Consider the following 21,266-nt stretch of genomic DNA (forward strand, 5'->3'; position numbering starts at 1 on the left):
ACGGGCGATTCACGTCGCGCACGCGGCCGCGTTCTTTCCGGCATCGCCCCGCGGATCGCGCCGGATGGACGCCACCTCGCTGCTGGAACTGCTGCTGGCGGGTCGCGCTCTGGCCGGCGCCGCGGCGGGCGAACCCTCCGTCCAGTCCAAGCGGGAGCGCCACGTGGCCAACGAGTTCGAGTTCCTCGACAAGCACTTCGACCCCACCGGGATCGCCGAAGTCGCGGCGCAGGCCGCGGTGGAGCGTTTCGGCTATTACCCCAACGCGCGCACCAGCACGGTGATCTTCGGCGTGCCCTGGGAGCGGCTGACCGCGCAGATCGCGCAGGCGGTGAGCAACTACGGCAACGGCGGCGTCTACGACGCGCCGGCCTACGCCACCCTGACCGCGGACGGCCTGCAGTGGCAGATCGTGGTCACCGGCCTGCGCTTCGTCAACGCCACCCGCACCATGTCCGGCGGCCGGCCGCAGTACGAGATCGACGAATACGCCAACGGCACGGTGCTGCTCAACGCCGAGATGGGCGATGCGCTGCAGCTGGGCGAGATCGTCCACCTCGACACCGGCATAGGCACCTGGAAAAAGCGGGTGGAAGTGAAGAATCCGCCTTCGTACTGAGGCCGGCGCCGCTCAGGACGCTCGCCGCAGCCGCAGCTTGCGCAGCAGCCGCGCCAGTTGCGCGCGTTCGGCCGCGTCGAGCCCGTCGAGGCTGCGTTCGGCGTGGGCGAAGCGCTCGCCGATGGCGCGGTCGATCAGGCGCACGCCTTCGGCGCTGAGTTCGGCGGCGAGCGAGCGGCGGTCGTTGGCGTCGAAGCTGCGCGCGATCAGGCCGCGCGCCTCCAACCGGTTGAGGCAGGCGGTCATCGCGCCGGAGGTCAGCAGCACCGAGCGCCGCAACTGCGTCGGCGTCAGCCGGTACGGCGCGCCGCAGCGGCGCAGGGTGGCGAGCACGTCCAGGTCCGAATACGGGATGCCGAGCGCGCGCAGGCTGCGGTTGAGGTCGGCTTCGAACAGCCGGCCCAGGTGCAGCACGCGGCCGACCACGGCCATCGCCGAGGCGTCCAGGTCGGGGCGTTCGCGGCTCCAGTCGTGCAGCAGCTGGTCGACGACGTCGCCGCTGCGCTCGGCGGTTTCGGCGGCGGTTTCGGCGGAAGCGGAAGCGGCGGCGGCGCGGGCCGCGCGCGGCGCGGCGGGCGCTTGCCGGGACTGGCGACGCCCCGGCACGGGATCGGTGGCGGTCTTGCGGGTCTTGCGGTCGGGCGTCCGGCTCATGCGACGGATTATATTCACGGCAAGTATCTTGACATGAAGATAAATCGCCGAGAGCATGGCGCCACTCCCGCCGCCGGTATCCGCCGATGCGCACGTCCGCCTGGAAGCAGTCCCTTTGGCTGTTGCTGTGCTGCGGCGTCGCCTTCGCCGCCCCGGCCGCCGCGCATCGGCCCGGCGAGATCGAGGTCGAACGCGGCCGCGTCGACGGGCCGTCCGGCCCGGTCGATTACGAAATCGGTACCCTTTATGTGCGCGAAAACCGCGCCCGCGCCGACAGCCGCGTGATCGGCGTGGGCTTCGCCCGGATCAAGGCGCCGCGCGCCACCGGCGCGCCGCCGGTGTTCTGGCTGCCCGGCGGGCCGGGTCTCAGCGTGCTCGGCAGCTTCACCGACAAAAGCGAATCCGCGCAAAGCCGTCTGCGCTCGTGGCTCGCCTTCGGCGAAGTCGGCGATCTGGTCGTGGTCGAACAACGCGGCTACACGCTGCGCGGCGAGCGCCTGACCGCGGCCTATCCCGCCTCGCCGCTGGACCGCCCGGCCTCGATCGACGACGACGCGCGATCGATGCGCGAACTGGCGCGCGCGGCGGTCGCGGCGAATCCCGACAAGGACCTGTCCGGCTACAGCATCGTCGAACTCGCCGACGACGTGGACGAGCTGCGCCGCGCGCTGGGCTACGAACGCATCAGCCTGTTCGGCGGCAGCTTCGGCTCGCAATGGAGCCTGGCGGCGCTGCAGTTGTTCCCGCACCGGGTCGTACGCGCGGTGCTGTCGGGCGTGGAGCCGCTCGACAATGGCTACGACATGCCCTCGCACGTGTTCGCCGCGTTGCAGCGCATCGGCTTCGAGGCCGACCGCGACCCCGCGTTGGCGCCCTACCTGCCGCCGGGCGGGATGATGGGCGCGGTGCGCGCGCTGCACCAGCGCTTCGCCGCCGGTCCCGTGCGGGTGCGCGTACGCGACGCGCAAGGACGCGAGCAGGAAGTGACGCTCGGCGCGCAGGATCTGCAACTGGCCTTGCTCGCGCACACCGACGAGGCCGGGCGATGGCCGGCCTTCATTCTTTCGCTGTACCACCAGCATTACCAAGCCTGGGCGCGCGAAGTCGCGGCCCAGCGCGCGGCCGGCGAGATCAAGCTGATCGGCCCGCTGATTGACACCGGCCTCGGCGTCAGCGCCGCGCGCGAATACCGGCTGCGCAGCGATCCGGCGCTGGACTATCTGGGCGCATGGAACTTCGAGTCCTACATCGCTTCCGCGCGGGATTGGCCGACGCCGGGCATGAAAGATAGCTTCCGCCTGCCCCGCCGCCAGGAGATTCCGGTGCTGTTCGTGCACGGCGACTGGGACACCTCCACGCCGGTGGAGAACACCCGCGAACTGCTGCCCTACTTCCGCAACGGCCGCGCCATCGTGGTCCACCGCGGCGGCCACGACGGCGCGTTCTATCTGTTGCGCGACGCGCCGCAGGCGAAGAAAGCGGTCTACGAGTTCCTGCGCAGCGGCCGCGACGAAGGCTTGCCGGCGCAGGTCGATGCGCCGCTGCCGAAGTTCGAGGTGCCCGACTTCGCACCGCCGCCGCGCGGCTGAGCGCTCACGCCGCCTCGGCCCGCGCCCGCTGGTTCGACGCATACGGCGTATCGATCTCGAAACCTTCGCCTGCGCTCAACGCCGCGATCCAGGCATCGGTGCCCACCACCGCGGCGAAGCGGCTTTGGAACACCACGCAGAACACGCGGTGGATCTCCTCGCCGCTGGCGGCGCCGGCGCTGTTCTCGTAGGACAGCGAGCCGGCCGCGTCGTTGAGGAACTCGACCCGGTAGCCGCGGTGCGCGGCTTCGAACACGGTCGAGGCGTCGCAGTTGTGGGTCATGTAGCCGGCCACGGCGATCGTGTCGATGCCGTTGGCGCGCAGCCACGGGTCGAAGTCGGTGCCGGCGAAGACGCTGGGCAGGGTCTTTTCGATGTAGTGATCGCGCGGCCGCGAAGCGACGGTGGGGTTGAGCTCCCAGCCCGGCTGGCCTTTGTCGAACACCGGCGCGCCGGCGCGGGCGGTGTTTTGCACCACGACCACCGGCACGCCGGCGGCGCGGGCGGCGTCCATGGCGCGACCGATATTCGCCAACGTGCGCTGCGGCGGCGGGCATTCGATCGGCAGGCCGCCGCCGAAGTAATCGTTCTGCACGTCGATGACGACCAGGGCGCGCTTGGGGCCCGAGGCTTGCATGGCGGAACTCCGCGAGTGGGGACGGCAGGCATTGTTCGCCCGCGGCGGCGCCGGCGACACTGGCCCGAACGACAATCGTCGCCAGGATCGGGCCATGTACAATCGGGCCATGAACGCCGAATCGCCGCTGTCGCGCGTGGCCGTGGTCGCCTTCGACCGCATCAGCGCCTTCCATCTGTCCGTGCCCTGCCTGGTGTTCGAGCGGCGCGGGGATCCCGCGCTGCCGCCGTTCGAGCTGCGGGTGTGCGCGGCCGAGCCCGGCCCGCTGCGCGCGCGCGCCGGCTTCGGCCTCAGCGCCGATCACGGGCTCAAGTCGCTGGCCTGGGCCGACACGGTGATCGTGCCGTCCTGGCGCGACGGCAACGAGCGCCCGCCCGAGCCGCTGCTGCGCGCGCTGGTGCGCGCGCACGAACGCGGCGCGCGCGTGGTCGGCCTGTGCCTGGGCGCCTACGCGCTGGCCGAGGCCGGGTTGCTCGACGGCCGCCGCGCCACCACCCACTGGATGTGGAGCGAGCACTTCGCCGCGCGCTATCCGCGCGTGCAGCTGCAACGCGACGTGCTCTACGTCGACGACGGCCGCATCACCACCTCGGCCGGCACCGCCGCGGCGCTGGACTGCTGCCTGCATCTGGTGCGCGGCGCTTACGGCGCGGACACCGCCAACCGGCTCGCGCGCCGGCTGGTAGTGGCGCCGCACCGTCAGGGCGGGCAGGCCCAGTACATCGAGCAGCCGCTGGCGGCGACCGCGCGCGACGACCGCCTCGGCGAGGTGCTGGCCTGGGCGCTCGCCCATCTGGACCGCCCGCACAGCCTGGATGCGCTGGCCCAGCGTGCGCTGATGAGCCGGCGCACCTTCACCCGGCGCTTTCGCGACGCCACCGGCACCACGGTGGGCGAATGGCTGGCCGGGCAGCGGCTGGCGCGGGCGCAACGGCTGCTGGAAACCAGCGACCGCGGCCTCGACGCGATCGCCGCCGACACCGGTTTCGGCAGCGCCGCCTCGCTGCGCCAGCACTTCGCCGCGCGCCTGGGGATCTCGCCCTCGGCCTACCGGCGCGGCTTCCGCGGCGTCCATCCGGGCGCCTGAGGCGGCGGCCGCGCAACGCTGCGGTGCGCGGCCCGCGACGCGCGCCCGCCCGGCCCCGCCCCGGCTGCCGCTACAATCGCCCGGTGCGCCTACTCCTCCAACAACGGCCCGACGGCCACGAAGCCCCGCGCTTCGTGCAACTGATGCTGCAGCCCGACTTGCTCGGCGGCTGGACCCTGGTGCGCGAAAGCGGCCAGATCGGCGGCCGCAGCACGGTCCGGCGCGAGCAGTTCCTCGACCGCGACAGCGCCTTCGCCGCGCTGGAGCAGGCCCGCGACCAACAGCTCAAGCGCGGTTTCCAGCTGATGTTCAGCCAGGGCGCCGAAGCGCCGCGATGAGGCAATCCGCGGCGCCGCCGGCACGGGTGGGACAAACCGCCACTGCTGCCCCTTCGCGGCAACATCCACACTGCCCGCCGCGGCGACGCGCCGCGCACCGACGCCCCGCCCCGCTCCAACGCGGTTCCCGCCCCGACTTCCCGAACTGAAACCACGGCCCTCGCCCGACCCCATGTCCAGCCAGCCCCTCGCCAACGATCGCTTCCTGCGCGCCCTGCGCCGTCAACCCGTCGACCGCACCCCGGTGTGGCTGATGCGCCAGGCCGGCCGCTACCTGCCCGAGTACCGCGCCACCCGCGCTCAGGCCGGCAGCTTCCTCAACCTGGCCAAGAACCCGGAACTGGCCTGCGAAGTCACCCTGCAGCCGCTGCGCCGCTTCCCGCTCGACGCGGCGATCCTGTTCTCCGACATCCTCACCGTGCCCGACGCGATGGGCCTGGGCCTGTACTTCGCCGACGGCGAGGGCCCGAAGTTCGAGCGCCCGATCCGCTCGGCCGCCGACATCGACAAGCTCGGCGTGCCGGACATGGAAACCGACCTGCGCTACGTGATGGACGCGGTGCGCACCATCCGCCGCGAGTTGAACGGCTCGGTGCCGCTGATCGGTTTCTCCGGCAGCCCGTGGACCATCGCCTGCTACATGGTCGAAGGCGGCGGCAGCGACAACTATTCCAAGGTCAAGTCGCTCGCGCTCAACGACCCGGCGGCGATGCACAAGCTGCTGGGCGTGGTCACCGACGCGGTGATCGCGTACCTGAAGGCCCAGTACGCCGCCGGCGCGCAGGCGCTGCAGGTGTTCGACACCTGGGGCGGGGTGCTGTCGCCGTCGATGTACCGCGAGTTCTCGCTGCGCTATCTGCAGCGCATCGCCGCCGAACTGCCGCGCGGCGACGGCGAGACGCGCGCGCCGCTGATCCTGTTCGGCAAGGGCAACGATCCGTACCTGGACGAACTGGCCGCCAGCGGCGCCGAAGCGGTCGGCGTGGACTGGACCATCGGCCTGGGCGACGCGGCGCGCCGCATCGCCAGGCGCACCGCGCTGCAGGGCAATCTCGACCCGGTGACGCTGTACGCCTCGCCCGAGGCGATCCGCCGCGAAGTCGGCCGCGCGCTCGAGGATTACCGCGCCGGCAACGGCGGCTCGCGCGAAGGCCACGTGTTCAACCTCGGCCACGGCTTGTCGCCGGATATGTCGCCCGAGCACGTCGGCGCGCTGGTCGCGGCGGTGCACGAGTTGAGCGCGCGCTGAGGCGCTCGCAGTTGCGACGAATAAACCGGCGCCTGGCGCCGGTTTTTTTTTGAGCGTCGCACACGCGGACAGCAACGACGTGCGCCTTCTGCATTCGAAACGCATTTCTAATGCACAACGAGTACACGCAGTCGCGGCCGCAGGAGAAAACACATGACGAAACGTCATGTCGATCCCGGCCACTGCGTCGTTTTTTCGCGTCCGCGCCTTGCCTAGAGTAGGCCCCGCCGCGATCTGCGCGCGGCTTTCCCACTCCAGGATCCTGCCCATGCGACCGATGTTCCCTTCCCTGCAGCGTCCATCCACGGCGCTCGCCTTGCTCCTGTGTGCCTGCGGCGCGCAGGCACAGGCGCCGTCGTTGCGCGTGGACTACGAAACCGGCACGCGCGACTCGGGCGTGCCCGCATTGACTCTCAGCGGCGCGAGCGCTGCCGATGCCGAATTCGTCGCCACCGATCTGCCGCGCTCGGGCCGCTTCGCCATCGGCCACAAGGTCGCGCTCGACGCCCCCGCCTACGTCTCCAACGACGCGCCGCGCAGCGAAACGGCGAGCAACCGCGCCGCCAACGGCACCTACCGGCCCGGCGACCATCGCCGCTACACCGTGAGCGTGCTGCTCAAGGATTGGGAGGACTGGAACCGAGTCAGCGCGCCGCTGGACATCGTCTGGCAGTTCAAGCACGTCGGCGGCGGGCCGGATGTCTCCATCGGCGTGAAGCGCAACGCGCTGGTCCTGCGCTACGGCGCCAGCGGCCAGATCGTCCTGGTCGACGACATCCGCCCCTACGACAACCGCTGGATCGACCTGCGCATGGACGTGCTGTGGTCGCGCGCGAACGACGGCTATTTCACCGCCGACGTGCGCCTGGACGGCGAAACCGACTACACACGCAAGGCGGACCTGCGCGGTCTGGCCACCTTCGACCCGCGTTTCGCCGGCGAATTCGGTTATCTCAAGTGGGGCCTGTATCGGGCCGATTCGCGCAGCGCCAACGGCGACGCGCGCATCCGCGTGGCCTATCACGACGACATCACCGCCGTCGCCCTGCCCTGAGCCCCGGCGACGGTGCGCTCAGTGCAGGTGCACCGCCAGCCACACGCTCCCTTCAGCGACCCGCCGCACCGTATGCGGCGTGCCGGCGGGCAGGAACAGATAGTCGCCGGCGCGCAGGACCACGGTTTCGCCGGCGACATCGAGTTCGGCCTCGCCTTGCAGCAACGCCACCCACTCGTCCTGCGGCTGGGTGTAGAGCGTCGGCTGGATGCGCGCGGAGCTGACGATGCGCTCGACCACGAGGTTGCGGTGGGTCAGCAGCGCTTCGAAGCGCTCGCCCTCGCCCGGCGCTTGCGCATCGGCGAACAGGTTTCCGATCTGCATGATGTGCGGTGACTCCCTGTAGCAGCGGCGCGTGCCGCGAGCGCGGATATTCAACTACACTGCGGGCGTGCGGGTGCGAACGACAGTCACGCGAATGCGAGCCGGTAGGGCGCGATGGCGATAGGCGGATTGCGTCGTTGGCGCAGTGGCGCGGTCGCGGCTTGCGCCGCTCCTACAGGGGGACTGTGATGTTGCCTGCGCTACCTGTAGGAGCGGCGCGAGCCGCGACCGCGAAAATTCGGCTGCTGCGAAACCTTGCGGGTGCGGACGTACGAGCTCCGCACTAGCTACGCGGCGCGGTCAATGCGTCCAGCGCCTCGGCCAGCATCGCACCGGTCACCGGCTTGCGCAGGAAGCGGTCGAAACCGGCGGCGGCAGCCTGCGGTTCGGCGTCGGCGTCGGCGCGCGCGGTCACCGCGACCAGCGGTTGGGCGAAGTCTTGCGCGCGCAGTTGCCGGGCGAGGTCGAGGCCGTTGATGCCGGGCAGGTCGAGGTCGAGCAAGGCGATGTCGTAGCGCGCGGTGGCGGTTTCCGCCAGCGCCGCTAGGCCATTGCCGACGTGGGTGACGCGGTGGCCCTGCGCGCGCAGCAGGCCGGCGATCACTTCGGCCACGGTGGCGTCGTCTTCGACCAGCAGGATCGCCAACGGCCCCGCGTGCGGCCGCGGCAGGTGGGTGGCCGCGCCGCCGGCGCCGGCCGGCGGTTCGGCGTTGGCCAGCGGCAGGTCGAACACGAAACGCGCGCCCTGCCCGGGTTCGCTGTAGACCGCGATCTGTCCGTCCATCGCCGCGGCCAGTTCCTGGCTGATCGCCAGCCCCAGCCCGCTGCCGCCGTAGCGCGCGGCAGTGCGCGCGCCCTCGGCTTGTTCGAAACGGCGGAACAGGCGCTGCTTCTGTTCTTCGTTGAGGCCCGGGCCGGTGTCGCTGACTTCGAAGCGCACGCCTTGCGGGGTCAGCCGCTCCACGCTGAGCTTGACCGAACCGACCTCGGTGAACTTGATCGCGTTGCCGAGCAGATTGAGCAGGATCTGGCAGACCCGGCTGGCGTCGCCGCGCAAACCGCGCGGCACGCTCGCGGCTACGTGCACTTCGAACACCAACCCGCGCTGCTGCGCCAGCGGCCGCATCAGGTCGGCGGCTTGCGCGACCAGCGCGCGCACATCGAAGGGCTCGTGCGCGAGTTCGAGCTTGCCTGATTCGATCCGCGCCAGATCCAGCGCATCGTTGACGAGCCGCAGTAGATGTTCGCCGGCGCGCCGGATCGATTCGGTGTAACCCCGCTGCTTTTGATCCAGCGGCGTATCCAGCAACAACTCGCTCATGCCCAGCACGCCGGTCATCGGCGTGCGCACCTCGTGTCCCAGCGTCGCCAGGAACCGGGTCTTCGCCAACGAGGCCTGCTTGGCCACTTCGCGCTCGTGCTCCGCGCGCTGCCACGCCAGCCGCCGTTGCAGGCGGTTGCGGTGCGCCATCAGGATCCACGCCAGCACCAGCGCCAGCACCGCCAGCGCGCCCAGCACCGCCCACCAGCTCCACCACCACGGCGAATCCACGTGCAGCATGATCGTCAGCGGCGGCGTCCACACGTTGTCGGCGGTCTTGGCCATCACCTGCAGGCGGTAGTCGCCCGGCGAGAGCTGCGAGAACACGCGCTCGCCGCTGGCGCCGACGTCGACCCAGCCCGGATCGAAGCGGCTCAAGCGGAAGCGGTAGCGGTTGCTCTGCGAGTTGTTGAACGACAGCAGCCGCGCGACCACGCGCAGGTCGCGGTCGCCGTCGGCCATGGTCACCGCCGGCACCTTGCCCGGCAGCGTCCGGCCCGGGTCGGCTTCGTCGGTCGGGAACGCGACCTTCCGGCTGCCGCGGCGCACCTCGATGCTTTCCACGATCAGCGTCGGCGCCTCGCGGCTGGGCCGCACCACCGCCGGATCGAACAGCACCAGGCCTTCGGGGCTGCCGATCAGCAATCGCCCGTCGCCGGGGCGCGGCACCGGCGCGTGGTTGAATTCCTGGCTCGGCAGGCCGTCCTTGACTCCGTACACCCGCGCCGAGCGCGCGATCGGATCGACCCGCACCAGGCCGCGCTTGCTGGTGATCCACACCAGCCCGGCGGCATCGACGCTGATGCCGCGCATCTCGGTCGCCGGCAATCCGTCCGGCGCGCCCAGGCCGAACGCGCGCTGCAGCCGCCGGCCGTCCCAGTCGTAGGCCTCCAGCGTGCCGAAGCCGCCGATCCACAGGCGCGCGCGGCGCGCGCCCGCAGCGCCCACGGCGGGGCGCGGTTCGAACGCGAAGCTCTGCACGGTCTGGCCGTGGCCGATCCCGGGCACGTCGACGAAACGCCGCTGCGCGCGGTCCCAACGCCACAGGCCGTCGCCGGCCAGCCACAGCGCGCCGTCGGGGCCGGTTCCGGTCACCGGCGCGGACAGGTCGCGCGGCAGGCCGCGTTCGCCGAAGCGCAGCGCTTCGCGCACCGCGCCTTCGTCGTCGCGCGCCTGCACGTCGCCGTCGCTGCCGATCAGCCAGACCCAGCCGTCGCCTTCGACCAGCTCGACCGTGCCGGTGATGCTGGCGTCGCGCCCGTCGCCGCGGTGCCAGCTGCGCACCGCGCGCGTGGTCGCGTCGATCCGCGCCAGGCCGCCGTAGAAACTCACCCAAACCACGCCGCGGCGGTCGGCCAGGACCCGGTCCAGGGCGATGCCGCCGCTGAAATCCTTGGCGAAATGCACGACCTGGCCGGTCTCCGGATCGAGCTTGTCGAGCACGCCGCCGCTGCCGACCAGCCACATGTCGCCGTCGGCGGCGGCCGCGATCCCGCGCACGTGGCCGTTGGCGATCGAGCGCGGATCGTCGACGCGCCGGGTCAGCACCGAGAACTGGCGCCAGTTCGGCGGCAGGTACCACAGGCCGTGGCCGTTGCTGGCGAACCACAGGCCGCCTTCGCGGTCCTCGTAGGCGCCCGACCAACTCGGCCGCACCAGGCCCTGGCTGGTGGCGCTGAACAAGGGCACCACCTCGATCCCGTCCGGCCCGCCCACGCCCAGGCCCTGCGGCAGGTCGAACCAGTACTGGCCGGTGCGGTCGCGGCGCAGCACGTCGATCACCTTGAGCTTGGGCGCGAAGCCGGCCCAGGGCTCGGCCTGGTAGCGCCCGTCGGGCTGGCGCATGCCGGCGCCGGCGGGCGTGCCGAACCAGGCGGTGCCGTCGCGTTCGAAGGCGATGGAATTGACGATGTCGGACTTCAGCGCGCCGGCCGGCACGCGTTCGAAATCGTGGCCGGTCCAGCGCGCGGCGCCGGCCAGGGTGGCGATCCACAGCGCGCCGTCGGGGGCGACGGCGAGGTTGACCACGCCTTCGCTGGGCAGGCTGCGCGGGTCGCCGGCGCGCGGCATGAAGCGTTGCAGCTCGCCGTCGGCGTCCATGCGGTAGAGGCCGCCGCGCTCGGTGCCGAACCACAGCGCGCCGTCGGGGGTGGAGGCGATCGACCACACGCAGTCGTCGACCAGCGCCGGGGTGTTGGCGCGGTCGAAATAGGTCCAGCGCTTGCGCTGCGGGTCGAGCATCGCCAGCCCGGCCTGGGCGGTGCCGACCCAGACCCGGTTGCGCGCGTCCACGTGCACCGCCCACAGGAAGTTGTCGCGCAGGCCCTGCTCGCGCTGCCAGACCCGGTAGCCGGTGCCGTCGTAGCGCGCCAGGCCTTCGCTGGTGGCGATCCACAGATAACCGTGGCGGTCTTCGGCGATGCGGTTGACGGTGTTCGACGGCAGCCCGTCGGCGACGGTGAGCTGGCGCGGCCGCGGCGTTTCCGGCAGGCCCGCGGCGGCCGGCAGCGCGCACAGCGCGAGCAGCAGCGCGGCGGCGGCGGCGAGCGCGCGCCACACGCCGCGACGGCCGGCGGCGGCCGGCTCGGTCACGGCTCCTCCGCCTGCGCCAGCACCGTCTCGATGGCTTCGGCCAGCATCGCGCCGGTGACCGGCTTGCGCAGGAACAGGTCGAACCCGGCGCGGCGCGCCTGCGGTTCGGCGTCGGCGTCGGCGCGCGCGGTCACCGCCACCAAGGGCCGCGAGAAGCCTTGCATGCGCAGTTGCCGGGCCAGGTCCAGGCCGTTGATGCCGGGCAGGTCGAGATCGAGCAGCGCGAGGTCGAATCGCGCCGTCGCGGTTTCCGCCAGCGCCGCCAGGCCGTTGGCGACGTGGGCGACGCGGTGGCCCTGCGCGCGCAACAGGCCGGCGATGACCTCGGCCACGGTGGCGTCGTCTTCGACCAGCAGGATCGCGCGCGGCACGCTGCGCTCCGGCGCCACCGGCACCCGCGGCGAGTAACGGTCGCGCGGCGCCGACGGCGGCGGCGGCGGCGCCGACGGCAGCGGCAGGTCGAGCACGAAGCGCGCGCCCTGCCCGGCCTGGCTGACCACGCTGACCTGCCCGTCCATCGCCGCGGCCAGTTCCTGGCAGATCGCCAGCCCCAAGCCGCTGCCGCCGTAGCGCGCCGCGGTGCGCGCGCCTTCGGCCTGTTCGAAGCGGCGGAACAGCCGCGCCTTTTGTTCGTCGTTGAGGCCCGGGCCGGTGTCGCTGACTTCGAAGCGCACGCCTTGCGGCTCCAGCGCGCTGACCCGCAGCCCGACCCGGCCTTCCTCGGTGAACTTGATCGCGTTGCCGAGCAGGTTCATCAGGATCTGGCTGACCCGGTGCGGATCGCCGCGCAGCCCGGTCGGCGCGTCGGCGGTGATCTTGACCTCGAACTTCAACCCACGCTGGCGCGCCAGCGGCTGCATCAGCCCGGCGGCCTCCTCGACCAGCGCGCGCAGGTCGAACGGGCGGTCCTGCAGTTCCAGCTTGCCCGACTCGATCCTGGCCAGGTCGAGCGCGTCGTTGACCAACCGCAAGAGGTGTTCGCCCGCGCGCTTGATCGACTCCGTATAGCCCCGCTGCTTTTCGTCCAGCGAGGTATCCAGCAACAACTCGCTCATGCCCAGCACGCCGGTCATCGGCGTGCGCACCTCATGCCCCAGCGTCGCCAGGAACCGGGTCTTGGCCAGCGAGGCTTGCTCGGCCACTTCGCGTTTGTGCACCGCCAGCTGCCACGCGCTGCGCCGGCCCAGGCGGCGGCGATACGCGATCGCGGCGATGCCGAGCAAGGCGATGCCGAGCACGGTGAACACCAGTTGCGCCCAGGTCGAGCGCCACCACGGCGGCTTGACGTGCAGTTCGAAGCCGACCGGTTCGGACCAGATGCCGTCGGCGCCGGCCGCCTTCACCCACAGCCGGTATTCGCCCGGGTCCAGGCGCGAGAACACCCGCTCGCCGTTGGCGCGCTGCTCGATCCAGTCCGGGTCGTAACCGTCGAGCTTGAAGCGGTAGACGTGCGAGCGCGGATCCAGGAACGACATCAGCCGCGCGACCACGCGGAAGTCGCGGTCGTCCGATTCCAGCTGCACCCGGCCGCCGGCCGGCGACAGCGCCCAGTCGTCTTCCTCGCGGCGCACGCTGAGGCTTTCCAGCGACAGCCGCGGCGGGCGCGCGCTCGGGAACGGCGTGTCCAGGTCGAACAGCACCATGCCGTCCAGCGACAGTGCCGCGGCGATGCCGTCGGCGTTGCGGTGCGGGCTGGTGCGGGTCAGCTCGACGTTGGGGATGCCGTCGCCGAGGCCGAACAGGCGCAGCCGGCGCGCGTCCGGCGAGACCATCAGCAAGCCGCGTGTCGTGGTCGCCCAGACCGTGCCGTTGCGGCTCACCAGCAGGCCGGAGACGTTGGCGTCGGGGTAATCGTTGGTGTTGTCGATGCGGCGCTCGAGGATCAGCCGGCCGTCCTTCCAGCGATACGCCTCCAGCGCGCCGGTGCGCGCCAGCCACAGCCGCTGCGGGCCGGCGAAGCTCATCGCCTGAATGTCGCTGAAGCCGCCGCCGGGCACCGCGACGAAGCCGTCGCCGTCCCAACGCTGCAGGCCGGTGCTGCCGGCGAACCAGGGCTGGCCGTCGGGGCCGGCGCGGAACGTCGCCGGGCTGGTCAGGAACGCGGCGGTGCCCAGGGTCTTTTCGATCTCGCCCGGCGGCAACGGATCGCCGTCGCGGGTGTAGCGGTGCACGCTGCCGTCGGAGAACCACAGCCACAGCCCGCCGTCGGGCAGTTCGTGCAGGAACCACACCGTGCCCTGCACGCGCGGGCGATGCGGATCCAGCGGCCAGCTGCGGGCCTCGCCGCTGGCCGGGTCGAACAGGCTCAGGCCGGTGGAATGGCCGATCCACAGCCGCCCGTCGGGACGCGCGAACACGGTGTGCATCCACTTCAGGCCGGCCCCGCGCGAGTCGGCCACCGGCTCCAGCGTGCCGCTGCCGGCGCGCAGCCGGTACAGGTCGGTGGCGCTGAGCAACCAGAAGCCGCCGTCGCCGTCGGAGGCGATGTCGCGCGCGTCGAGCCGGTCGATCTGGCGGCCGCCGACCGAGGTCACCGAGGCGAAGCGGTTCCAGTCCGGCGGCAGGTACACCAGGCCTTGCGAATACGTCACCAGCCAGATGCCGCCCTCTTCATCGCGCAGCATCTGCAGCACGCCGCTGCGACGGTCCCACAGGCCGTCGCCGGCGTCGTCCTGAAGCAGGCGCACATTGTCGTCGGCATCGACCCGGTACAGGCCGGCGGTGGTGCCGATCCAGCGCCCGCCGGACAGGTCGCTGACGACGATGCCGTTGTTGGCGTCTTCGCCGAGCTTCCACGGCGCCGGGGTCATGCGGTCGTCGCCGTCGAGGCGGAACAGGCCGTTGTCGGTGCCGACCCAGATCGCGCCGTCGGTGTCCTGCGACAGTTCGCCGACGCTGAAGCCGGCGGTTTCGTCGCGGCCGACGCGCTCGAAGCGGCTGCCGTCGAAGCGCGCCAGCCCGCCGACCGTGCCGACCAACAGGCGCCCGCGCGGGTCGGTCATCATCGCGGTGATCGGCCCGCGCGGCAGGCGCGCGGCGGCGCCGACGCCGGGCTCGAAGCGCTCCACGCCGCGGCCGTCGGGGGCGATGCGGCACAGGTGGCCGTCGTAGGTGGAGGTCCAGATCGCCGCGTCCGGCGTGCCGGTGACGAAGGTGACGTTGTCGCTGCAGCTGGCGTTGCCGCCGCCGAAGGACAGTCGTTCGAATTCCTTGCGGTCGGCGCCGAGCACGCTCAGGCCGTTGCGGCTGGCGACCCAGATGCGGTCGCCGGCGTCGATGTAGAGGTCTTCGAGCATGTTGTCCGGCAGCGAACCGGACAGGCCCATGGTGTGGCGCCACAGGCTGAATTCGACGCCGTCGTAGCGCGCCAGCCCGTCCTCGGTGGCCATCCACAGATAGCCCTGGTGGTCGAGCTCGGCCGCGACCACCGACTTGGGCACGCCCTGTTCCTGGCCGAAGCGGCGGAAGCGCGGCGTTTCCGGCAGCCGCGCCTGCGCCTGTTCGATGCACGACGCGGCGCACAGCAGCAACGCGAGCAGACACCAACAACGTACCAGCACGGGGCTCCTCCTGGACCGCGAGCGATTGAGTCCCGGTAAGGCCGGTAAGCCTATCGTCGCAACGGGCCCGACTGTGCGCAAGCGCACGGCGAACGCGCGCAATGCGCTGGCGGTCACAAGTGCGGCAGGCGCGGCGGCGGGCGCCGGACGCGCGCGCCGCCGCGGCGCGGCGCGCTCACGCCTCGCGCTCGAAGATCTCCCCCAGCGCATCGGCCAGCATCGCGCCGGTCACCGGCTTGCGCAGGAACCGGTCGAAGCCGGCGCGGCGCGCCTGCGGTTCGGCGTCGGCGTCGGCGCGCGCGGTCACCGCGACCAGCGGCTGGACGAAGCCTTGCGCTCGCAGTTGCCGGGCGAGGTCGAGGCCGTTGATGCCGGGCAGGTCGAGATCGAGCAGCGCCAGGTCGAACCGCGCCGTCGCGGTTTCCGCCAGCGCCGCCAGGCCGTTGGCGACGTGGGCGACGCGATGGCCCTGTCCGCGCAACAGGCCGGCGATCACCTCGGCCACGGTCGGGTCGTCTTCGACCAACAGCACCACGCGCGAACCGACCCGCGGCCGCGCCAGCGACGGTTCGACCGACGCCGCGGCCTGCACCGGCGGCGGCGCCTCGGCCAGCGGCAGGTCGAACACGAAACGCGCGCCCTGGCCCGGTTCGCTGTACACCGCGATCTGCCCTTCCATCGCCGCGGCCAGTTCCTGGCTGATCGCCAGTCCCAAGCCGCTGCCGCCGTAACGCGCGGCGGTGCGCGCGCCTTCGGCCTGTTCGAAGCGGCGGAACAGGCGCTGCTTCTGTTCTTCGTTGAGGCCCGGGCCGGTGTCGCTGACTTCGAAGCGCACACCCTGCGGCGTCAACCGCTCCACGCGCAGGCTCACCGCGCCGACGTCGGTGAACTTGATCGCGTTGCCGAGCAGGTTCAGCAGCACCTGGCAGACCCGGCTGGTGTCGCCGCGCAGGCCGCGCGGCGCGTCGGCGGCCACGTCCACTTCGAAGCGCAGGCCGCGCTGCTGCGCCAGCGGCCGCATCAGGTCGGCCGCTTGCGCGACCAGCGCACGCACATCGAACGGTTCGTGCGCGAGTTCGAGCTTGCCCGATTCGATCCGGGCCAAGTCGAGCGCGTCGTTGACCAAACGCAAGAGGTGTTCGCCAGCGCGTCTGATGGATTCGGTGTAGCCCCGCTGCTTCTGATCCAGCGGCGTATCCAGCAACAGCTCGCTCATGCCCAGCACGCCGGTCATCGGCGTGCGCACTTCATGCCCTAGCGTCGCCAGAAAACGCGTCTTCGCCAGCGAAGCCTGCTTGGCCACTTCGCGCTCGTGCTCGGCGCGCTGCCAGTTGAGCCGCCGCGCCAGCCGGCGCCGGTACAGCATCGTGCCCCACCACGCCGCCAGCGCGAGCAGGCCCAGCAGCGCCGCCAGCGCCGGCGGCGTGCGCCACCACGGCGGGCGCACGTTGAATTCCAGCACGCGCTCCAGCGCGGTGTTGCCGTTGGCGTCGATCGCGCGCGCGTGCAGCACGTAGCTGCCCGGCGGCAGGCCGGCGAACACCCGCTCGCCGCTCTCGCCGACCGCGACCCAATCGCTGTCGTAGCCTTCCAGGCGGGTGTAGTAGCGGTTGGCCTGCGGGTCGTCGAACGACAGCAGGCGCATCTGCACGCGCATCTCGCGGTCGTCCGGCGCCAGGGTCGGCAGCGCTTCGTAGCGCGAGGCGCGCTCGGAGCCCGACGGCCGCACCGGCTTGTTCAAGGCCAGCGGCACCCAGCGGCCGTGGCGGCGCACGTCGAGCTGATGCCAGACCAGCCGCGGCTGGCGCGGCGCCGGGTCCGGCCAGGCGGTGTCGATCAGCACCACGCTGCCGTCCGACAGCGACGCGGCCAAGGTGCCGTCGCCGGTCAGCACGCTGGCGCGGCGCAGGAATTCCTGGCTGCTCATGCCGTCCTGCACGCCGAAGCGGCGCAGACGCAGTTGCTTGGGATCCCAGCGGAACAGGCCGCGCGCGGTCGGCAGCCACAGCCGTCCGGCGCGGTCGCGGAACAGGCCGGTGCCTTCGACCGCGGGAATGCCGCGCTCCACGCCGGCGCGGTCGCGCAGTTCCCAGCGTCCGCCTTCGCGCTGGTAATGCTCCAGGCCATTGAGCCGCTGCAGCCACAGGCTGTCGGCGCTTTCGAAGGCGAAGCCGAACACCCGGTCGCGCGGCAGGCCCGGCACCGCGGCCATGACGTTGCGCTTGGCGTCGCGGCTGAGCAGGCCCTCGCCCGAGGCGATCCACAGCGTGCCGTCGGGGGCGAAGCCGATGTTGTCGAAGTCGCCGTTGCCGATGCCCTGCTCCGGGCCGACGGCGATGGTGGCGAGCACGCGGCCGCTGTCGGGGTCGCGCTGTTGCAGGCCCTGGGTCAGGTAGGAAATCCACAGGGTGCCGTCGGGCGCGACCGCCATGCGGTCGGGCTCGCCGGGCAGGACCGGGTCGGGCCCGGTTTCGCCCCAGTCGCGCCAGGCGCCGGACGGATCGATCCGCACCAGGTTGTTGCGGCTGGTGGCGACCCACAGCCGGCCCTGGCGGTCCTCGACCGCGGTGTTGGGAATGCCGCCCTTGCTGAGCGCGTCGTGCGGGCCGTCGCTGATCGGTTCGACCACGCCGTCCTGGCCCAGCCGCTCGATCTCGCCGCGCGCGCCGATCAGCCAGAACCCGCGCCGCGCCGACGGCGCCAGCGCGGTGTACAGCTCGCTGCTGAGGCTGCCGCGCTCGCGCGAGTACTGGGCGATGCGGCGCCAGTCCGGGCGCAGATAGCCCACGCCGACACCGGCCAGCGGGAACCAGAACGAGCCGTCGTCCTGGCCGACGATCTGCTGCACCGGCCGCGCCGGCCGCGCCGGGCCCAGCGCCATCGGCGCCGGCACCGACTGCGGCGTGGCCCGCCAGATGCTGCGCTGGGTGCCCAGCCACAGGCTGCCGTCGCGGTCCGGCGCCACGCTCAGCACCGCGTTGAGCTGGGCGAACATCGCCGAGTAGTCCGGGTCGGTCCAGCGCCCGTCGCGCTCGCGCCGGTGCAGGCCGGTCTTGCTGCCGACCCACAGTTGCTCGCCGACCGGGGCGATGGCGAACACCCAGGGCGTGGGATCCTCGCCGGGCAGGCCGATGCGTTCGAAGTCGTGCCCGGTCCAGCGCGCCAGGCCCTTGAAGGTGCCGGCCCACAGATCGCCGCGGGCGTCGTAGCTCAGGGTCAGCACGGTCGGCGACGGCAGGCTGCGCGGGTCGCCGTCCTTGGGCATGAAGCGCTCGATCCGGCCGTTGCGGTCGATCCGGTGCAGGCCGCCGCCGTAAGTGCCGAACCAGACCTCGCCGTTGCGGCTGGCCACGGTGAAGGTGTCGTCGCTGCCGATCTGCGGGTGCTCGGCGCGGCGGTAGTGGACGAAGCCCTCGCGGCGCACGTCCATCATGCTCAGGCCGCGGCCTTCGGCGGCGACCCAGATGCGGTCGCGGTCGTCGACGTTGACCAGGGTCAGGTCGTTGCCGGGCAGCGAGGCCGGATCGCCGGGCACGTGCCGCCACACCTTCATGCCGACGCCGTCGTAGCGGGCCAGGCCGTCGGTGGTGGCCAGCCACAGGTAGCCGGCGTGGTCGAAGGCCATGCCGTTGACCTTGCTCGACGGCAGCCCGTCGGCCACGCCGATGATGCGCGCGCGCGGCGCCTCGGGCACGCCCGCGGCCGCCCACGGCGCCGCCGCGGCCAGGCCGGCGCACAACCACAGCGCCCGTGCCCAGGCTCGCGCCGCGCGCGATCGCGCGCCTAACCGCATTGCCCGCATCCGGTTCCCTCCCGCTTCGAAACAAGCCGTCCTGGCGGCGCATCGGCGGCGCGCAGGACAGCGAAACTGACGCCTCGCTGACGAACGGCTGACCGCATCATGGCCGCCGGATTACGGTTTCCGTGACCGCATCCGGCACTTTCCCCGGGCATAAGGCTCGGCGATAACCGGCCCGCGAGGCAAGTCGCGGAACTTCCGCCCCGCCGCGGGCCTCGTTTTGTGAGCGGTCCGCTCATCGGCGATCCGCCGCCGGCCGCGCGCTGCGATGAGCCGGCCCGACCGGTTCGCCGGCGCGCCGAAACGGATCGTTGCGCGCGTCTGAACGCGGCCTTGCGCCGCTGTGCCTAGAATCCCTGCCGAACCTTGCCGGAGCTGCCATGTCTCTCAACCGCCCTTGCGCCATCGTCCTGGCCGCGCTCGCCGCGCTGCCCGGCGTCGCCCTCGCCGAACAGGCGCCGGCACCGGCGGACGCGGCGGCGGGCCTGGCGAGCTACGGCTTCGACCCGGTCCACACCCGGGTGATGTTCGCCTTGTCCCACGCCGGCTTCTCCCAGGCCATCGGCACCGTCTCCGGCGCGGCCGGCAGCCTGCGCTTCGACCCGGCCGACTGGCGCAGCGCCCGCCTCGACGTGCAGGTGCCGCTGACCCGGCTGGAACTGGGCGACGACAAATGGAACAAGGCCGCGCTGGCGCGCAACCTGCTCGACGGCAAGCGCTGGCCGACCGCGCGCTTCGTGTCCGCGCAGGTCGAACCCGCCGCCGGCGACCCGCAGCGCTTCAAGGTCTGCGGCACCCTGAGCCTGCACGGCGTCGACGGCCCGCTGTGCCTGGACGTCAAGTTCAACGCGCTCAAGCGCCACCCGCTGCCGCCGTTCCACCGCACCGCCGGGTTTTCCGCCACCGCCACGCTCAGCCGCGCCGCGTTCGGCATCGACGCCTGGAAGTCGGTGATCGGCGACGAGGTGGAGCTGCGCATCGAAGCCGAAGCGGTGCGCGACAAATACGTCGGCGACTCGCCCAAGAGCGCGGCCTCCGCCGCTGCCGGGGACGACAGCGACGCCGCCCAGGCCGATCCGCCGGCCCCTTCAGATTCCGTGCGACCCGACCCCGCACCGCCCGCCCCCGCCCAGCCCCGACCGGAGCCCAGCCGATGACCTTGAAGAACACCGCCGACCGATGGGGCCCCGTCAGCCAATCGCTGCACTGGTTGATCGTGCTGCTGATCACGGCCCTGGCCATCATCGGCCTGACCATGACCGACATGAGCAACGGGCCGTCGAAGATCAAGATCTACGCCCTGCACAAGTCGCTGGGCCTGACCCTGCTGGTGCTGGTGGCGCTGCGCCTGGCCTGGCGCGCCTACGCCGGCGCGCCCAAGCCGGTGGCGGGCACGCCGCACTGGCAGGAACGCGTCGCCTCGCTGACCCATTGGGCGCTGTACGCGCTGATGTTCGCGCTGCCGCTGTCGGGCTGGCTGTTCAACTCCACCGCCGGCTACCCGCTGCAGTACTTCGGCCTGTTCAACCTGCCCAAACTGGCCGCGCGCAACGAAGAGCTCGCCCAGCTGAGCCGCAACCTGCACGAATACGGCTTCTGGCTGCTGCTGGCGCTGGTGCTGGCGCACGCCGCGGCCGCGTTCTACCACCATCTGTTCCAGAACGACGACACCTTGACCCGGATGCTGCCGGGCCGGCGCCGCCTCGCCAGCGCCGCCGCCGAGCCGCAACCCGCCCCCTCTTCCCCCGCTTCCCCGGAGAACCGCAATGCGCCTTAAGTCCCTGGCCCTGGCCGCCGCCCTGACCCTCGCCGCCGCGCCGGCCTTCGCCGCCGATTACGTGCAGCAGGCCGGCTCGAGCCTGACCTTCGCCACCAAGTACCAGGGCGAAGTCTTCGCCGGCAGCTTCCCCGGCTTCACCGCGCGGCTGAGCTTCGACCCGGCCAAGCTCGACGGCTCCAAGCTCGACGTGGTGATCCCGCTGGCCGGCGCCAACTCCAAGAACGCCGAACGCGACGACACCCTCAAGGGCGCGGATTTCTTCGACATCGCCAAGTTCCCGCAGGCGCGCTACAGCGCGACCAAGTTCCGCAGCCTGGGCGGCAACAAGTACGCCGCCGACGGCAGCCTGACCCTGCGCGGCGTCAGCCAGCCGGTCGTGCTGACCTTCACCTGGACCCCGGGCGACAAGCCGGTGCTGGCCGGCAAGGCCACGGTCAAGCGCCTGGACTTCAAGGTCGGCGACGGCGACTGGAAGGACACCTCGATCATTCCCAACGAAGTGGCGGTGAGCACCAAGGTCACCTTCGCGCCGGCCAAGTAAGCCCGCGCTGCAAGCACAAACGGGGCCCACGCGGCCCCGTTTTTCTTTGCGATCCCCCTGTAGGAGCGGCGCGAGCCGCGACCGCGACAACGCACCTGCGTCGAAACTTGCGTCGTAGCGGC

The 21,266-nt window shown here is 71.9% G+C and carries 15 protein-coding genes; 9 read left to right on the top strand and 6 right to left on the bottom strand.

Annotated features, from left to right (window positions below; genetic code table 11):
* The first annotated feature begins 64 nt into the window (after positions 1-64).
* Positions 65-619 (top strand): hypothetical protein, encoded by a 555-nt coding sequence (locus tag BLU84_RS06485; protein ID WP_083382367.1) that lies wholly within the window; start codon positions 65-67, stop codon positions 617-619.
* Positions 620-631: 12 nt separating this feature from the next.
* Here the strand turns inward: BLU84_RS06485 and BLU84_RS06490 are convergent, their stop codons facing one another.
* Positions 632-1,291 (bottom strand): MarR family winged helix-turn-helix transcriptional regulator, encoded by a 660-nt coding sequence (locus BLU84_RS06490; RefSeq protein WP_211664508.1) that lies wholly within the window; start codon positions 1,289-1,291, stop codon positions 632-634.
* A gap of 68 nt (positions 1,292-1,359) precedes the next feature.
* Between BLU84_RS06490 and BLU84_RS06495 the strand changes: the two genes are divergently transcribed.
* Entirely contained in the window at positions 1,360-2,862 is a 1,503-nt protein-coding gene (locus BLU84_RS06495) for an alpha/beta hydrolase (RefSeq protein ID WP_074864195.1), read from the top strand.
* A 4-nt stretch (positions 2,863-2,866) separates the two neighbouring features.
* On the opposite strand, the gene BLU84_RS06500 is transcribed toward BLU84_RS06495, so the two are convergent.
* Positions 2,867-3,499 carry a cysteine hydrolase family protein gene (locus BLU84_RS06500; RefSeq protein WP_074864197.1) on the bottom strand — a complete coding sequence of 211 codons (633 nt, stop codon included), beginning with the start codon at positions 3,497-3,499 and terminating at the stop codon, positions 2,867-2,869.
* A gap of 94 nt (positions 3,500-3,593) precedes the next feature.
* Here BLU84_RS06500 and BLU84_RS27920 point away from each other — a divergent pair, with 94 nt between their 5' ends.
* The 4 genes from BLU84_RS27920 to BLU84_RS06520 all read left to right on the top strand — a co-directional run bounded on the left by BLU84_RS27920 (position 3,594) and on the right by BLU84_RS06520 (position 7,227).
* Positions 3,594-4,586, top strand: a complete 993-nt coding sequence (locus tag BLU84_RS27920; protein WP_267889172.1) for a helix-turn-helix domain-containing protein — start codon at positions 3,594-3,596, stop codon at positions 4,584-4,586.
* Between the two features lie 83 nt (positions 4,587-4,669).
* Complete coding sequence (locus BLU84_RS06510) at positions 4,670-4,924, top strand: WGR domain-containing protein (RefSeq protein ID WP_074864201.1); 255 nt, start codon at positions 4,670-4,672, stop codon at positions 4,922-4,924.
* 172 nt (positions 4,925-5,096) lie between these two features.
* The gene (gene hemE / locus BLU84_RS06515; RefSeq protein ID WP_074864203.1) at positions 5,097-6,173 is read left to right on the top strand and encodes a uroporphyrinogen decarboxylase; all 1,077 of its coding nucleotides are present in this window, start codon (positions 5,097-5,099) and stop codon (positions 6,171-6,173) included.
* Positions 6,174-6,489: 316 nt separating this feature from the next.
* Entirely contained in the window at positions 6,490-7,227 is a 738-nt protein-coding gene (locus BLU84_RS06520) for a heparin lyase I family protein (protein ID WP_074864206.1), read from the top strand.
* An 18-nt stretch (positions 7,228-7,245) separates the two neighbouring features.
* Here BLU84_RS06520 and BLU84_RS06525 read toward each other — a convergent pair whose 3' ends face one another.
* The 4 genes from BLU84_RS06525 to BLU84_RS06540 all read right to left on the bottom strand — a co-directional run bounded on the left by BLU84_RS06525 (position 7,246) and on the right by BLU84_RS06540 (position 18,763).
* Positions 7,246-7,551 carry a cupin domain-containing protein gene (locus BLU84_RS06525; protein ID WP_170849102.1) on the bottom strand — a complete coding sequence of 102 codons (306 nt, stop codon included), beginning with the start codon at positions 7,549-7,551 and terminating at the stop codon, positions 7,246-7,248.
* Between the two features lie 283 nt (positions 7,552-7,834).
* Positions 7,835-11,464: a hybrid sensor histidine kinase/response regulator gene (locus tag BLU84_RS06530; protein WP_233431084.1), complete on the bottom strand. Its 3,630-nt coding sequence runs from the start codon at positions 11,462-11,464 to the stop codon at positions 7,835-7,837.
* On the bottom strand, positions 11,461-15,024 hold the full coding sequence (locus tag BLU84_RS06535) for a hybrid sensor histidine kinase/response regulator (RefSeq protein WP_074864209.1): 3,564 nt from the start codon (positions 15,022-15,024) through the stop codon (positions 11,461-11,463). The genes BLU84_RS06530 and BLU84_RS06535 overlap by 4 nt, the downstream gene beginning before the upstream one ends.
* Positions 15,025-15,199: 175 nt before the next feature.
* Positions 15,200-18,763 (bottom strand): hybrid sensor histidine kinase/response regulator, encoded by a 3,564-nt coding sequence (locus tag BLU84_RS06540; protein ID WP_233431085.1) that lies wholly within the window; start codon positions 18,761-18,763, stop codon positions 15,200-15,202.
* Positions 18,764-19,203: 440 nt separating this feature from the next.
* Here BLU84_RS06540 and BLU84_RS06545 point away from each other — a divergent pair, with 440 nt between their 5' ends.
* From BLU84_RS06545 to BLU84_RS06555, 3 genes are read left to right on the top strand one after another with little or no spacing between them, the layout of a single operon-like run.
* Positions 19,204-19,980, top strand: a complete 777-nt coding sequence (locus BLU84_RS06545) for a YceI family protein (protein ID WP_074864212.1) — start codon at positions 19,204-19,206, stop codon at positions 19,978-19,980.
* Positions 19,977-20,600 carry a cytochrome b gene (locus BLU84_RS06550; RefSeq protein WP_074864214.1) on the top strand — a complete coding sequence of 208 codons (624 nt, stop codon included), beginning with the start codon at positions 19,977-19,979 and terminating at the stop codon, positions 20,598-20,600. Before BLU84_RS06545 ends, BLU84_RS06550 begins: the two co-directional genes overlap by 4 nt.
* A complete protein-coding gene (locus tag BLU84_RS06555; protein WP_074864216.1) occupies positions 20,590-21,144 on the top strand; it encodes a YceI family protein in 555 nt (184 codons plus the stop codon). The genes BLU84_RS06550 and BLU84_RS06555 overlap by 11 nt, the downstream gene beginning before the upstream one ends.
* Positions 21,145-21,266 lie beyond the last annotated feature (122 nt).

Origin of the sequence: Lysobacter enzymogenes (assembly GCF_900106525.1) — a bacterium.
Classification (GTDB): Bacteria; Pseudomonadota; Gammaproteobacteria; order Xanthomonadales; family Xanthomonadaceae; genus Lysobacter; species Lysobacter enzymogenes.